Source organism: Rhodococcus sp. ENV425 (genome assembly GCF_002887785.1).
In the GTDB taxonomy this organism is placed as follows: domain Bacteria; phylum Actinomycetota; class Actinomycetes; order Mycobacteriales; family Mycobacteriaceae; genus Rhodococcus; species Rhodococcus aetherivorans.
Window position 1 is genome coordinate 1 of sequence record NZ_PCZU01000012.1, and the last position, 13,818, is coordinate 13,818.

The 13,818-nt window shown below is 71.6% G+C and carries 14 protein-coding genes and 2 tRNA genes; 8 read left to right on the forward strand and 8 right to left on the reverse strand.

The annotated features are described in order from the left end of the window. Positions 1 to 102: 102 nt before the first annotated feature. The 3 genes from CQZ88_RS00555 to CQZ88_RS00565 all read left to right on the forward strand — a co-directional run bounded on the left by CQZ88_RS00555 (position 103) and on the right by CQZ88_RS00565 (position 1,123). Positions 103 to 178, forward strand: a tRNA-Ala gene (locus CQZ88_RS00555). Between the two features lie 77 nt (positions 179 to 255). Next, positions 256 to 328 (forward strand) — tRNA-Ala (locus tag CQZ88_RS00560). Positions 329 to 706: 378 nt separating this feature from the next. Then, positions 707 to 1,123 carry a hypothetical protein gene (locus CQZ88_RS00565; RefSeq protein ID WP_029544516.1) on the forward strand — a complete coding sequence of 139 codons (417 nt, stop codon included), beginning with the start codon at positions 707 to 709 and terminating at the stop codon, positions 1,121 to 1,123. Here the strand turns inward: CQZ88_RS00565 and CQZ88_RS00570 are convergent, their stop codons facing one another. Genes CQZ88_RS00570 through CQZ88_RS00595 form a run of 6 tightly spaced genes read right to left on the reverse strand, consistent with a single transcriptional unit; the run spans position 1,124 to position 6,935 of the window. Further along, positions 1,124 to 2,626 carry a long-chain fatty acid--CoA ligase gene (locus CQZ88_RS00570; RefSeq protein WP_006940597.1) on the reverse strand — a complete coding sequence of 501 codons (1,503 nt, stop codon included), beginning with the start codon at positions 2,624 to 2,626 and terminating at the stop codon, positions 1,124 to 1,126. Further along, the gene (locus CQZ88_RS00575; RefSeq protein WP_102799084.1) at positions 2,619 to 3,404 is read right to left on the reverse strand and encodes an IclR family transcriptional regulator; all 786 of its coding nucleotides are present in this window, start codon (positions 3,402 to 3,404) and stop codon (positions 2,619 to 2,621) included. Before CQZ88_RS00575 ends, CQZ88_RS00570 begins: the two co-directional genes overlap by 8 nt. Positions 3,405 to 3,438: 34 nt before the next feature. Continuing rightward, complete coding sequence (locus tag CQZ88_RS00580; protein WP_006940594.1) at positions 3,439 to 4,638, reverse strand: cytochrome P450; 1,200 nt, start codon at positions 4,636 to 4,638, stop codon at positions 3,439 to 3,441. Positions 4,639 to 4,663: 25 nt separating this feature from the next. After that, positions 4,664 to 5,641, reverse strand: a complete 978-nt coding sequence (locus CQZ88_RS00585; protein ID WP_102799085.1) for a PDR/VanB family oxidoreductase — start codon at positions 5,639 to 5,641, stop codon at positions 4,664 to 4,666. A 10-nt stretch (positions 5,642 to 5,651) separates the two neighbouring features. Further along, positions 5,652 to 5,870: a hypothetical protein gene (locus CQZ88_RS00590; RefSeq protein ID WP_006940590.1), complete on the reverse strand. Its 219-nt coding sequence runs from the start codon at positions 5,868 to 5,870 to the stop codon at positions 5,652 to 5,654. 3 nt (positions 5,871 to 5,873) lie between these two features. Then, positions 5,874 to 6,935 (reverse strand): aromatic ring-hydroxylating dioxygenase subunit alpha, encoded by a 1,062-nt coding sequence (locus CQZ88_RS00595; protein WP_006940588.1) that lies wholly within the window; start codon positions 6,933 to 6,935, stop codon positions 5,874 to 5,876. Positions 6,936 to 7,153: 218 nt separating this feature from the next. Here CQZ88_RS00595 and CQZ88_RS00600 point away from each other — a divergent pair, with 218 nt between their 5' ends. Beyond that, positions 7,154 to 8,515, forward strand: coding sequence for an MFS transporter (locus CQZ88_RS00600; RefSeq protein ID WP_102799086.1), 1,362 nt, complete (start codon positions 7,154 to 7,156; stop codon positions 8,513 to 8,515). Positions 8,516 to 8,559: 44 nt separating this feature from the next. Beyond that, entirely contained in the window at positions 8,560 to 9,837 is a 1,278-nt protein-coding gene (locus tag CQZ88_RS00605) for a LuxR C-terminal-related transcriptional regulator (RefSeq protein WP_102799087.1), read from the forward strand. Here the strand turns inward: CQZ88_RS00605 and CQZ88_RS00610 are convergent. Both CQZ88_RS00610 and CQZ88_RS00615 read right to left on the reverse strand, forming a co-directional pair. Then, on the reverse strand, positions 9,821 to 10,369 hold the full coding sequence (locus CQZ88_RS00610) for a gluconokinase (protein ID WP_006940581.1): 549 nt from the start codon (positions 10,367 to 10,369) through the stop codon (positions 9,821 to 9,823). The genes CQZ88_RS00605 and CQZ88_RS00610 overlap by 17 nt on opposite strands. Positions 10,370 to 10,421: 52 nt before the next feature. Beyond that, positions 10,422 to 10,736, reverse strand: a complete 315-nt coding sequence (locus CQZ88_RS00615; RefSeq protein ID WP_065922424.1) for a WhiB family transcriptional regulator — start codon at positions 10,734 to 10,736, stop codon at positions 10,422 to 10,424. Positions 10,737 to 11,000: 264 nt separating this feature from the next. Here CQZ88_RS00615 and CQZ88_RS00620 point away from each other — a divergent pair, with 264 nt between their 5' ends. The 3 genes from CQZ88_RS00620 to CQZ88_RS00630 all read left to right on the forward strand — a co-directional run. Further along, complete coding sequence (locus CQZ88_RS00620; protein ID WP_006940578.1) at positions 11,001 to 12,086, forward strand: S-(hydroxymethyl)mycothiol dehydrogenase; 1,086 nt, start codon at positions 11,001 to 11,003, stop codon at positions 12,084 to 12,086. Then, complete coding sequence (locus CQZ88_RS00625) at positions 12,083 to 12,742, forward strand: MBL fold metallo-hydrolase (RefSeq protein WP_102799088.1); 660 nt, start codon at positions 12,083 to 12,085, stop codon at positions 12,740 to 12,742. Before CQZ88_RS00620 ends, CQZ88_RS00625 begins: the two co-directional genes overlap by 4 nt. Positions 12,743 to 12,803: 61 nt before the next feature. Next, the coding region (locus tag CQZ88_RS00630; RefSeq protein WP_102799089.1) for a GTP-binding protein at positions 12,804 to 13,818 on the forward strand (1,015 nt) is incomplete at its 3' end.

Consider the following 13,818-nt stretch of genomic DNA (forward strand, 5'->3'; position numbering starts at 1 on the left):
CCCGCACCGTCGCCACTGACCAGGCGATTTGTTGTCGTCGACGGCGATGGTGTAATTTTCTTCTCGCACCGGGGAGTGAATCCCGGGTGACGATCCGAGTACGGGGCTATGGCGCAGCTGGTAGCGCACCACACTGGCAGTGTGGGGGTCAGGGGTTCGAGTCCCCTTAGCTCCACCATCACCGCGAGAGGCGAGAGTGAATGCTCTCGCCTCTCGTCGTGAGAGGCCACCGCGGGTGGCACGGTTGTTCTGCACGGGGCTATGGCGCAGCTGGTAGCGCACCACACTGGCAGTGTGGGGGTCAGGGGTTCGAGTCCCCTTAGCTCCACTCCCTCCGGCACTCTCCGGATCCTTCTCCCACCGCGGCGGCCCCCTTCTCCGGGCAATGCCGACATTTTTCACCCTCGGAACCTGCTCCACGCTCTCGTCCGGCGGCGCACACTGTGAAGGATCGCTTCGAAAACGGGAGAGGTGAGCTGTCGTGTCCGAAGGTTCGAGCGTTACCCCGGGTTCTCCAACCGGTGCGGGTGCCACGGCCGGTGCAGGTTCGACGGCCGGCACAGGTTCGACGGCTGGTGCAGGTGCCACCGCCGGTGCAGGTTCCACGGCAGCGGCGGGTGCGTCCGCGCGCCACGGTGGTGGTGCCCACGAGGCCGGCGGCCCCGCCGCGGTCCGCCACGACAGTGGACCTGCAACGGGGTCCGGCCTGAAGCAGGGCTTCGCCGCGGGCACGTCGATCGCGGCCGGCATCCTGCTCGCGACGGTCGGCGTCCTGCAGGTTCTGCAGGGCATCGCCGCGATCGCCAAGGACGACATCATCGTGGTCGGCCAGGAGTACACCTTCTCCTGGAGCGTCTCGGCGTGGGGCTGGGTGCATCTGATCCTGGGCATCCTCGTGGCCGTGATCGGTCTCGCTCTCGTCACGGGAGCCACGTGGGCGCGCGTCGCCGCGATCGTCATCGCGGCGCTGTCGATCATCGCGAACTTCCTGTGGTTGCCCTACTACCCGGGATGGTCGCTCGCGATCATCGCGATCGACGTGGTGGTGATCTGGGCGGTGTCCACCTGGGACGCCGATCGCACCTGGGACGCCGGTCGCACCGAGCCGGGCTACCGCCCCTGATCAACCCTCGTACAGCCGGCGCACCACCTCGGCGCAGCGCGCGAGCACCCGCTCCCGCAGCGGGCGTCCGTGCGCGTCGACCTCCGTGGGCGGCAGCGGTGCGGGCAGCACGGTGAACCGGCGGATGCGTTCCCAGCGGCCGAGCTCCGCATTGAGCCGGGCGACGGCGGCCGCGGCCTCGGCCGGGGGGATCGCCCGGCCCGAGGTGGGGACCACCAGTCCTACGCAGTAGGGGCGGTGCTCGCCCACCACGACGAGGTCCGCGCCGGGCAACAGTGCCCGGAACCGGCGTGCGACGGCGACCGGCGCGACGTACTTGCCGGTGGAGGTCTTGAACACCTCCTTCTTGCGGGCGCGCAGGGTGACGAAACCGTCGTCGTCGACGACGGCGCGATCGCCGGTGTGGAACCACCCGTCGCGGTCGAGGACCGCGGCGGTGCGCTCGGCGTCGTCGTGGTATCCGGACATGACGGCGGGGCTGCGGACGAGCAGTTCCCCGTCGGCGGCGATGCGCACCTGCGTGCCGGGCAGCGGCCGGCCCATGGAACCGAGGCGCCGGCTGTCCGGGCGGTTGACGCAGCACGGACCCGCGGTCTCGGTGAGGCCGTATCCCTCGAGTGCCGGCACGCCGGCCCCTTCGAACCACTCGGCCAGCGGACGGTCGAGCCGCGCCGAGCCGGAGATCACGAACCGCAACCGGCCCAGATCCGCGGCACCGGACTCCACGCCGGCGCGGATCTTGCCCAGCACGTGGGGAACGGACCCGAGGAATGTCGGCCGGACCTCGCCGAGGCGCTGCACGACCCGATCGGCACGGCCGTCGACGATCGTCGGCACGCCCAGGTGCACGCCCACGAACAGCAGCGCACGTCCGAAGACGTGGGAGAGCGGCAGCCACAGCAGTTGCAGGTCCGAGGGCGTGAGCATGCCCAGGCGGGCCATGGCCCGGGCCTCGTAGGTGACGGCGGCGTGCGGCAGGCACGCGCCCTTGGCGGTGCCGTCGGAGGCGGAGGTGTAGATCAGGGTGGCCAGGTGGTCGGGCGTCACGCCCGCGATGCGGGCCGCGACCGCTCCGGGATCGGCGGCCAGGAGCCGTCGGCCCTCGGCCTCGAGTTCGCCGAGCCGGTCCAGGTGCAGCACCGGCGCGGTGGGCAGCGGCCGGTCGGTGAAGGTCAGCACGCTGCCCGAGTGCCGGAGCAGTGCCACCACCTCCGTCGGCGGGGTGGCGGGATAGACCGGCACGGTGACCGCCCCGGCGCACACGATCGCGAGGTCGGCGAGGATCCACTCGTAGCTGGTGGCGGCGCAGACGGCGACGTGCGCGCCCGGGCGAATTCCACGGCCGATCAACCCGGCGGCGAGGGCGGTGACCCGGCCGGCCACCTCGGTCCACGACACGCTCGTCCAGTCGTCGCCGCTGGGGTGCCGGAATGCCTCCGCGTGGGGCGTGCGGGCCACCCGGTCGAGCAGCAGCCGCGGCACGGTGCGGGCGGGTTCACCCATCGCTGCTCGTCAATCCGCCGGGCCGCAGGGAGCGGCCGATCGCGCGGGCCGCGGCGCGGACCAGTTGGGACAGTGCGGTGACCTGCGCGGTGTCCGCGGCGGCGACGATCGACAGCGCCGCGATGGCGACGCCGGGCCGCTCGAAGATGGGTGCGGCCACGGAGACCGCCTCCATCGTCACCTGCCGGTCGCTCACCGCGATCTCGGAGCGGCGTACCTCGGCCAGAACCCGGCGCAGCTCGGCGGGGGAGGGGAGGGTGCGTTCGGTGAAGCGCTCCAGCGGCCGGGCCAGCACCTCCTCCTGAACGGAGCGCGGTGCGAACGCGAGCAGCACGAGTCCCAGGCCGGACGCGTGGATGGGAAAGGGGCTGCCGACCCGGGTGAGGGTCTTCACCGCCCGCTGACCGCGCAGGCGTTCGACGAACACCACCTCGGTACCCTCGCGCACACCGAGCTGCACGTTCTCCTGGGTGATCTGCGACAGGTCCTCCATCACGGGCAGCGCCAGCTCACGCAGCAGCGTGCCGCGCGGCGCGAGCGCCGCGACCTGCCACAGCCGGAGGCCGATGCTGAATCGGCCGGACGAGTCGCGTTCCAGCGCGCCCCACTCGGTGAGATCCCCGGCGAGCCGGTGCACCGTGGTGAGCGGCAGGCCGGTGCGCCGGGAAATCTCGCTCAGGGTCAGGTTGGGTTGCTCGCGCGTGAACGCCTCCAGGAGGGTGAGCGCGCGTACCGTGACGGAACCGGTGGCCGGGCGGGCGGCGCCGGTGGGGGTCACGGTGTGCTCACCCCTTCCTCGGGAACTGCTCCGGTCAGGCCGGTTCGACTCTGAGCGGAATGCTAGCCCAGCCCTTGAGCGTGTTGTTCGGCTGCGGCACCGGATCCCCGGCCGGTTCGATCCGCCGGATCCGCTGTGCCAGCGCGGTGAGCAGCACCTCGGCCTCGAGCCGCGCGATCGGCTGACCGACGCACTGGTGGATGCCCATGCCGAACGCGACGTGTCCGCCGGCGGAGCGGTGGATGTCGACGACGTGCGCATCGGGTCCCCATCGCCGTTCGTCGCGGTTGGCGGCGCCGAGGAACAACAGGACCTTGCGGCCCTCGCCGATGGGGACGCCGGCCACCCCGGTGTCGGTGGAGGTGGTGCGGAAGAAGGTCTGCACGGGCGATTCCCAGCGCAGCGCCTCGTCGAACGCGAACTTCGCGAGCGCCGGCCGGGCGTGCAGCGCCTGCCACTGCCCGGGGAACCGCGTCATGGCGTAGACGGTGTTGGCGATGCCGTGAACGGTGGTGTCCACGCCGGCGGTGAGCAGGGATCGAACGAGCATAGGCGCCTGTTCGGCGGTGATGTCACCACGGTCGGCGGCCGCCCAGATCTGCGCGCCGAACCCGCCCGGCGCGAGATTCTCCCGCCGGCACGACTCCGCGACCCACTCCTGCGTCGGCCCGGACGCGGCGAGTGCCTTCTCCACGCGGTCGTTGCGGGGCCCGAAGGCGTTGAACGCCATGGCGCCGTACGGCAACAGATGCTCGCGGCCGTCCTCGCGGATCCCCACCGCGTCCGGGAACACCCGCAGGGGGAACACCTCGGCGAGATCGGTGACGGCGTCGAACTCACCGCGGGCCACGAGCGCGTCGGCCAGGGCGTCGGCCTCGGCCTCGAACCCGGCGCGTAGCGCGCGCACGGTGCGCGGCGAGACGACGGCCCCCATGGCCGCCCGCACCACCGTGTGGTCCGGCGGGTCGGCCTCGAGCAGCAGGCTCGGGGTACGCCACGGCGTCTCGTGGGCGAAGTCGGCGAGGCCGACCCCTCGTCCGGAGACGAAGGTGCGCCAGTCGGTGAGGCAGGCGTGGACCTCCTCGAACCTGCCCGTCGCGTACACGTCGTATCGGGGCAGGTACACCACCGGTCCGGCGGCGCGCAGCCGGGCGTGGAACTCGTACGGGTCGGCGAGGACGGCGTCGTCGAACGGGTCGTCGTCGAGGGTGGGCGGGTGCATTGCGACGGTCACGGCGGTCACCTCGGGATTCGGGCAGTCAGAGTTCGAGAACCAGGCGGGGGCAGGCGGCGCGGGACACGCAGATCAGCATGGTGTCGTGCGCGGCCTGTTCTTCGGGGGTCAGCAGGGAGTCGCGGTGGTCCACCGTGCCGGCGAGCACGGTGGTCTCGCAGGTGCCGCAGGTACCTTCGCGGCAGGACGAGAGCACCTGCACACCCGCGGCGGCGACGGCGTCCAGGACGCTCTCGTCGGGCGCGACGGTGACGGTGGTACCGCTCAGGGCCAGCTCCACCTCGAAGCCGTCCGAGCGCACCGGAGCGGACTGTTCCTTCGCGGCGAACCGTTCGATCCGCAGCGACCCGGCGGGCCGGTCGGCGCAGGCGGTGGTGACGGCGTCGAGCAGCCCGGCGGGGCCGCAGCAGTAGACGAGGGTGCCGGGACGCGGGTCCCCGAGCAGCGACGGCAGATCGAGCGGGCCCCGTTCGTCCTGCGGCACGAGGGTGACCCGGCCCGGGTAGCGGGTGACGAGGTCGTCGGCGAACGCCATCGAGGCGCGGCGGCGGCCGCCGTAGACGAGGGACCAGTCGGCGCCGGCCGCCTCGGCCGCGGCGATCATCGGCACTATCGGGGTGATCCCGATCCCGCCGGCGAGGAAGAGGTAGCGCGGCGCCGGGGCGAGGTCGAAGTTGTTGCGGGGTCCGTGAACGCGGACGCGGTCACCGACGGCGAGTTTGTCGTGCACGTACTGCGAGCCGCCGCGGCCGTCGGCCTCGCGCAGGACGGCGATGCGCCACGTCCCGGTGTCGGCCGGGTCGCCGCACAGCGAGTACTGACGGACGAGGTCCTCGTCGAGCACGAGATCGATGTGCGCGCCGGGACTCCACGGCGGCAGGGGCCCGCCGTCCGGGTGCCGCAGGCGCAACGCGACGACGCCGTCCGCGGGTTCCGTCCGCTCGACGATTTCGAGGTCGGTGCCGAATTCGTTTGCCGGGGAGTTGTTTTCCGGAAATGTCATGGTCGGGTCCTTACGCGTGAGCGACTTCGCGGGTCGGTTCGGGCGGCCGGGGGAGGGCGTCGGCGTGGCCGACGGGATGAGCGAGCAGCCAGTCCCACAGCGTGACGGGATCCTCGGCGACGTGCCGGGCACCGCAATGGCACGTTCCCTCGAGGCGGTCGGAGCCGGGCAGCCACACGACGCGCATCACGTTGGGCCCGCGCAGCATCCGGTTCGGTTGCGAGGACATCGGTTACCTCGTCTCGGCGAGGGTGCCGCCCGCCGTCATCGCCTGCAGGATCCGCCGTGCGGCCAGAGCGCCGGCGTCGATGTTGATGCTCAGTTCCTGGTACCCCTCTGGTTCGGTGGCGAGCACCTGTTCGAGCCGGTCGAGCGCGACGACGTCCTGCAGCACGACGGTGCGGTTGTTCTCGCGCAGGAACTCGGTGACCTTCTCGTCCTCGAGCGCAAAATCCCTTGCCACCGACCAGAAATCGTGAGTGGAGTGTTCGGTCTCCGGGGTGATCGCGTAGACCACCTCGACGTGGAACGCGTCGCTGTCGGGTCCGGTCTCGGGCGGCAGCACGCCGACGGGCGCGATCCGGCTGTGCAGCAGGTACAGGCACGGCGGGTGGTACTCGATGTCCTGCCACCGGGTGATGCGGCCCTCGAGGCCGGTCGATTCGGCGTAGAAGGGCGGGCATTCCGCGTCGGCGATGTGCCGGGAGACATAGACGATCCCGGCCTCGTCGTCGACCTCGGTGGTGATGGGGGTCTCGGCCACCTCGGGGGTGCCGATGTAGCCGCCGTGCAGGTACGTCTCGTGGGAGAGGTCCATCAGGTTGTCGACGAGCAGGCTGTAGCGCGCCCGCAGCGGCTCCATGCCCGAGGCCACGGCGTAGCCGGGCGCGTCGAGCCACGGCGCCCGGGGGATGCGGGTCGGATCGGGCTCGGCCGGACGGTCCGGGTCGGCGATCCAGATCCACACGAACGAGTCCTGCTCGACCACCGGGTACGACTTCAGTCGCGCGGTGCGGGGCACCCGCTTCTGGCCCGGCACGGCCACGCAGCCGCCGTCGGACCCGTAGGTGAAGCCGTGGTAGCCGCATACGACCGTGTCGCCCGCGAGGCGGCTCGGCGCCTGCGAGAGCGGGAAGCGGCGGTGCACGCACCGGTCCGACATTGCGGTGACCTCACCGGATTCGGTGCGCCAGAACAGGATCGGCTCGTCGCAGATGGTCCGGGCGAACAGTTCCCGGTCGATCTCGCGGCCGTAGGCGGCCACATACCACTGGTTCCGGGCGATCTTCGTCATGGTTGTCTCGTCTCCACGGGGATGGTTCCGGTCCGAGCGACCGGCGGATGCCTCCACCGTGACGGGCGGCACGTGACGGGCGCCACCCGACTTCCGGATGGCGGAAAGTCGGGCGGTGCCCTTCCGGTATCCGGAAGGAGGGTGGATTCGTTGTGATCCGATCCATCACGCTCCTCGCAGGTGACTCGCCTCACATCCTTCGAACAGGGGCCCGATACATGGCAATCGATCTACGTGAACGCATCGACACCAGCCCGATGACGCGCTTCCAATGGGGCGCGGTGGCGATCTGCGTGCTGCTCAACGTCCTCGACGGCTTCGACGTGCTCGTCATGGCCTTCACCGCCCAGTCGGTGTCCCAGGAGTGGGGCCTGTCCGGTTCGGTGCTCGGCCTGCTGCTCAGCGCAGGCCTGTTCGGCATGGCCGCGGGCTCGCTGTTCCTCGCGCCGTGGGCCGACACGATCGGCCGCCGCGGCATGATCCTGCTCTGCCTGGGGATCGCGTCGATCGGCATGCTTGCCTCCGCGGTCAGCCAGAGCGCCCTGCAGCTGGGGCTGCTGCGCGCCCTCACCGGCGTCGGGATCGGGGGAATCCTCGCCAGCAGCAACGTCATCGCCAGCGAGTACGCCTCCAACCGGTGGCGCGCGCTGGCGGTGAGCCTGAACTCCACCGGCTACGCCGTCGGCGCCACCGTCGGCGGCATCATCGCCGTCGTGCTGCAGAACTCCTACGGATGGCGATCCGTCTTCCTGTTCGGCGGCGTCTGCACCGCGGTGATCATCCCGGTCGTGTACCTCCGCCTGCCCGAATCCCTCGACTTCCTGCTCGCCCGGCGGCCCGCCCACGCCCTCGCCCGCATCAACGCGTTCGCGGTCCGCGCCGGGCACCAGCCGCTCGCCGCGCTGCCCGCGCCGCGACAGGCCGACGATTCCGGGCCGCGGTCCGGCGTCAGGGTCGGCAGCCTCCTCGCACCGCGGCAGCGTCGCTCGACGCTGCTCGTCTGGGCCGCGTTCTTCCTGACCATGTTCGCCTTCTACTTCGTGACGAGCTGGACGCCGAAGCTGCTCGTCGAAGCGGGCCTGTCGGCCGACCAGGGCATCACCGGGGGCGTGCTGCTGAACCTCGGCGGCATCTTCGGCGCAACGCTGCTCGGCGCGCTGTCCGCGCGATTCGCGCTGAAGCGGGTCCTGGCGTCGTACATGGTGATCGCCGGCGCTCTGCTCGTGGTCTTCGTCCCCGCCACCGTCGCGGTGGTCGTCGCGTTCGCCCTCGGCGCCCTCATCGGCGTGTTCGTCAACGGGTGCATCGCGGGCCTGTACGCGATCACGCCCTCGGTGTATGCGCCGTCGGTGCGGGCGACCGGCGTCGGCTGGGGCATCGGCGTCGGCCGGCTCGGGGCCATCGCCTCGCCGATCGTCGCCGGTGCGCTGCTCGACCTGCACTGGTCGCCCACCCAGCTCTACCTGCTCGTCGCCGGCGCCCTCGTGCTCGCCGCCGTCGCCGTGGGACGGCTGCGGTTCGAGGCGCACACCGCCGACGCCCGGTCCGCCGACACACCCGCCTCGGTGGCCACACACTGATCGGCGGGGCCGGTCGCCGGGCCGCGCGCGCTATCGTAACCGGAGTGAACACCCCGATCCCGGCCCCCGACACGCTGATCACGAATCTGCGGGACGTACTGGTCGGGCCGCTCACCGAGATCGGCCAGCGCTTCTCGGCGCTGCTCACCGACCTGGTCCCGCACACCGCCCTGGTGATCTTCACGCGGGAATGCACCGGCCGGCCCCGCAAGGTGGCCGGCGACCCGGCGATCGTCGACCGCGTGACCATCGCCGAACTCGACCGCGTCCGAAGCGAACTCGCGACCGGGCAGATCCGTCGCGGCCCGGCCCGGATCGCGGGCCGGGACCGCGACGTGTGGGCGATCCTCGACGCCACCGACACGCTGCTCGTGCTCGTCCCGGGCGGTGCCCGCACCGGCTCGATTCCCCTCGAGCTGGTCCGGGCCCTGTTCGCCGTGGTGGCCACCGGCATCCAGCTGCAGGTCCGCAACGCCAGCCCGGCGTACCTCGCCGAATCCCGCGCCGCCTCCTCCGAACGCGCACGGACCGTTGCCGAGCTCACCGAGGCCCATGCGATGACGCTCGAGTCGATCCTCGCGACGCTGCGGTCGAGGGACCTCGACGACACCCGGGCCCGCATCACCGCACGCGAAACCGCCACCAATGCCCTCATCGGGCTGCGCTCGGCCGTCGACCGGCACCGCGAACTCGCCGAGGAGGCGGTGACCACCGCCTTCGCTAGGCTGCACGGTGAACTGCGCGGTCTGCTCCGGCACCGCGAGGTGCTCCTCGAGATGGTCGCCCCGCCGGTGGACGGGCGGGCGCTGCCGGGCGAGGTCGCGCATGCGGCCCGGGCCCTCGCCCGCGGCGCGGTCCTCGCGATGTCCGCGCAGGCGAACCTCGGCCGCGTCCGGGTCGCCTGGAACTGCGACGGAACCGACCTGCTGATCGACATCCGGGACGACGGTGACGGCGAGGCCGACGCCGCCGACCTCGCGCGGCAGCTACGGGACCGGGCCGAAACCCTCGGCGGCACCGTGGAGGCCGAGTCCACGCCCGGCTGGGGCTGCCGGGTCGCGGCCCGGCTACCGCTCGACATGCCCGCACCCGTGGCCGGCAGCCCCGCACTCGAGGCGCTGGCGGTCCTCGCGCCACGCGAGGTGGAGGTGCTCGAGCACCTCGTCGCGGGCCGGCGGAACCGGGTGATCGCCGAGCGGCTCGGTGTCAGCGAGTCGACGGTCAAGTTCCACGTGGCCTCGGTGCTCCGCAAGCTCGGGGTGAGCACCCGCGGCGAGGCGGCCGCGCTCGGCGCCGAGGCGGGGATCAAGGCCGCGGGCTGACGTCCGTCCCGCGCGTCCACTCGGCCGCCCGCGCCACGATCTCGGCGGCGACGTCGGCGGGCTCGGCGTCGATGCCGACGACGATCGCCGCCTCGTCGGGTTCGAGCGGCTCGAACGTGTCGAACTGCGAGTCCAGCAGGTCGGCCGGCATGTAGTGGCCGCGCCGCGTGCGGAGCCGTTCCCGGATCTGCTCGCGCGTGCCCGCCAGGTGCACGAAGACCACGTTCTCGCCGGCGAGGTCGTCCCGGTAGCGGCGGCGCAGCGCCGAGCACGTCACCACCCCCGGCCTGCCCCGGCCGGTGTGGTCCCGGATCCACGCGCCGACCGCCGCGAGCCACGGCGCCCGGTCCGCGTCGCTGAGCGGCCGGCCGGCGGCCATCTTCTCCACGTTGGCACGCGGATGCAGGTCGTCGCCCTCGAGCAGGTCCCATCCGGTGGCCTCGGCGACGAGTGCCGCGACGGTCGATTTGCCGGAGCCGGACACCCCCATGACGACGAGAATCGGCGGGCCGGGGTGGCCGGGTGAGTCCATTCGTGCCTCCCTGGTCGGCGCCTGCGTCGCGTCGCGGCGCAGGCGGGTCGCGTCAGCGCCCCAGCATGCCCCACCGGGCCGACCGATCCACGGCGGCGCGGCGCGAGCGGCGCTCGGACTCCGACATGCCACCCCAGATGCCGTACGGCTCACCGACTTCCAGTGCGTGGGTGCGGCAGCGCTCGAGAACCGGACACCGGGCGCAGACGAGCTTGGCGCGGTACTCGCGCAGTTCGCGTGCGCGGCCACGTTCCCCCTCGGGATGGAAGAAGGCCGACGACTCGTGGCCCCGGCACGCCGCGTGCAGCTGCCAGTCCCAGCTTTCGCTGCGGGGGTGGGGGAGGGTCACCGTGTTGGCGATCGACATTGCACTCCTCGGGCCTGCGAGGGGTCGCCTCGCCTGGACGCTGCGCCCTGTGAGGGCGGTCATACCGAAGCTTAGCCGGACTTCCGTACTCGATCAACGACACTTCGGCATTTCGGGGTCGAAAGTGCGGGACTGGTCTTTCGGTCAGGTCGATCCACTCCTTCGATCAGGTACCGGGGCGCCGCGCCGCCGATAGCGTGTGCGCATACCGCGATACGTCGCCGACGTCGCGCGAGCACCGCACGAGAAGAAGGAGACACCGTCATGCCACAGCAGGTCCGGGGCGTCGTCGCCCGCGCGAAGGGCGCTCCCGTCGAGGTCGTGCCGATCGTCATCCCCGACCCGGGGCCGGGGGAGGTCGTCGTTGCGATCGCCGCGTGCGGCGTGTGCCACACCGACCTGCACTACCGGGAGGGCGGCATCAACGACGAGTTCCCGTTCCTGCTCGGGCACGAGGCCGCCGGTGTCGTCGAGTCCGTCGGTGCGGGCGTCGACTCGGTCGCCGTCGGGGACTTCGTCGTCCTCAACTGGCGGGCCGTGTGCGGGCAGTGCCGCGCCTGCAAGCGCGGCCGCCCGCAGTACTGCTTCGACACCCACAACGCCACGCAGAAGATGACCCTCGAGGACGGCACCGAGCTGACCCCGGCCCTGGGCATCGGCGCGTTCGCCGACAAGACCCTCGTGCACGCAGGGCAGTGCACCAAGGTCGACCCCAGCGCCGACCCGGCCGTCGTCGGCCTGCTCGGCTGCGGGGTGATGGCCGGCCTCGGTGCCGCGGTGAACACCGGCGGGGTGACCCGCGGCGACTCCGTCGCGGTGATCGGCTGCGGCGGCGTGGGCGACGCCGCGATCATGGGCGCCCGCCTCGCCGGCGCCAACAAGATCATCGCGGTCGACCGGGACCCGAGGAAGCTCGAGTGGGCCACCGACCTCGGGGCTACCCACACCATCAACGGGGCCGAGGTCGACGCGGTCGAGGCGATCCAGGAGCTGACCGGCGGCTTCGGCGCCGACGTGGTCATCGACGCGGTCGGCCGCCCGGAGACGTGGAAGCAGGCGTTCTACGCCCGCGACCTGGCCGGCACCGTCGTCCTCGTCGGGGTGCCCACCCCGGAGATGACCCTCGAGATGCCGCTGATCGACTTCTTCTCCCGCGGCGGATCCCTCAAGTCGTCCTGGTACGGCGACTGCCTGCCCGAGCGGGACTTCCCCATGCTCGTCGACCTCTACCAGCAGGGCCGGCTGCCGCTCGAGAAGTTCGTCACCGAGCGCATCGCCCTCGACCAGGTGGAGAAGGCGTTCGAGACCATGCACCGCGGCGAGGTGCTGCGCTCGGTGGTGGTCCTGTGACCGGGGCGAGCGGAGCGACGGGGGATAGGCACCGCCTGCGTATCGATCGGGTCGTCACCCACGGCACCTTCGCCCTCGACGGCGGCGAGTGGGAGGTCGACAACAACATCTGGCTCGTCGGCGACGACGACGAGGTGGTCGTGATCGATGCCGCGCACACCGCGCAGCCGATCATCGACGCCGTCGGTGGCCGGAAGGTGGTGGCGATCGTGTGCACGCACGGGCACAACGACCACGTCACCGTCGCCCCCGAGCTGGCCGACAAGCTCGACGCCCCGATCCTGCTCAACCCCGCCGACGACGTGCTGTGGGAGATGACCCACCCCGGTGTCGCGCACCGGCCGCTCGCGGACGGGGATCGGATCACGGTGGCGGGCACCGACATCCAGGTCATCCACACCCCCGGGCACTCGCCCGGCTCGACGTGCCTGTACCTGCCGGAGGCGGGCGAGCTGTTCACCGGCGACACCCTGTTCTCCGGCGGTCCCGGTGCGACGGGACGCTCGTACTCGGACTTCCCGACCATCATCGGCTCGATCCGCGACAAGCTGTTCGCCCTGCCCGCCGAGACGAAGGTGCACACCGGTCACGGCGACGGCACGACGATCGGCACCGAGTCCCCGCATCTCGAGGAATGGATCCGCCGGGGCAACTGACGAGGCCCGTGGTGCGTCCCGTCCCGGACCGGCCGGCGGGACGCACCGCTAGGCTCGCCTCATGGCGAACAAGCGGATCCCCGTGGTGATCGTCGCAGGATTCCTGGGCTCCGGGAAGACCACCCTGCTCAATCACCTGCTGCGCAACAACCGCGGCGCGCGAATCGGCGTGATCGTCAACGACTTCGGCTCGGTCAACATCGACTCGATGATGGTCGCCGGGCAGGTCGACTCCATGGTCTCGCTGAGCAACGGCTGCCTGTGCTGCGCCGTCGACGTCGCCGACATGGACGCGATGCTCGACCGGCTCGCGCACCGTACCTCCGGCATCGACGTCATCGTCGTCGAAGCCAGCGGACTCGCCGAGCCGCGCAACATGATCCGGCTCGTCGTCGGCTCGGGCAACGAATACGTGGGTTACGGCGGTCTCGTCCTCGTCGTCGATGCAGCCGAGTTCGGCACCGTCCGGGACCGGCATCCCGAACTCGATCAGCACGTCGCGCTCGCGGACCTCGTGCTGCTCAACAAGACCGACCGCATCGACGGCGACGCCCACGACGAGTTGCTCGAACTGCTGTGCCGCCTCAACGACCGCGCCGCGATCGTGTCCACCGTGCACGGGCGCATCGACCCGGCGTTGCTGTTCGACATCCCCGAACGCCCCGAGCCGCAACCCGGCGAACAACTCAGCCTCGACCGGTTGCTGTACGAGGAACACGACGAGGACGGCGACCACACGCACCTGCACGACGGCTACGAAGCCGTCGACTTCGAGTCCCCCGTCCCGCTGCACCCGCGTGCCCTCGTCGACTTCCTCGAGGACCAGCCGGCCGGGGTGTTCCGCATCAAGGGGTACGTCCACGTCGTCGCCGGGGGACGCACGCGCACCTACCTGCTGCACACCGTCGGCGACCACATCCGCTTCGACCCCGTCCGGCGCACGGGCGACGTCCCTGCCACCACCCGGCTCGTCGTGATCGGCGCCGATCTGGACCCCGAGGCGGTACGCGCCCGGCTCGCCGAATGTGTCCCGACCGAACCGGTGCCGGCAGACGCGATGCTGGCCGTGCACCGGT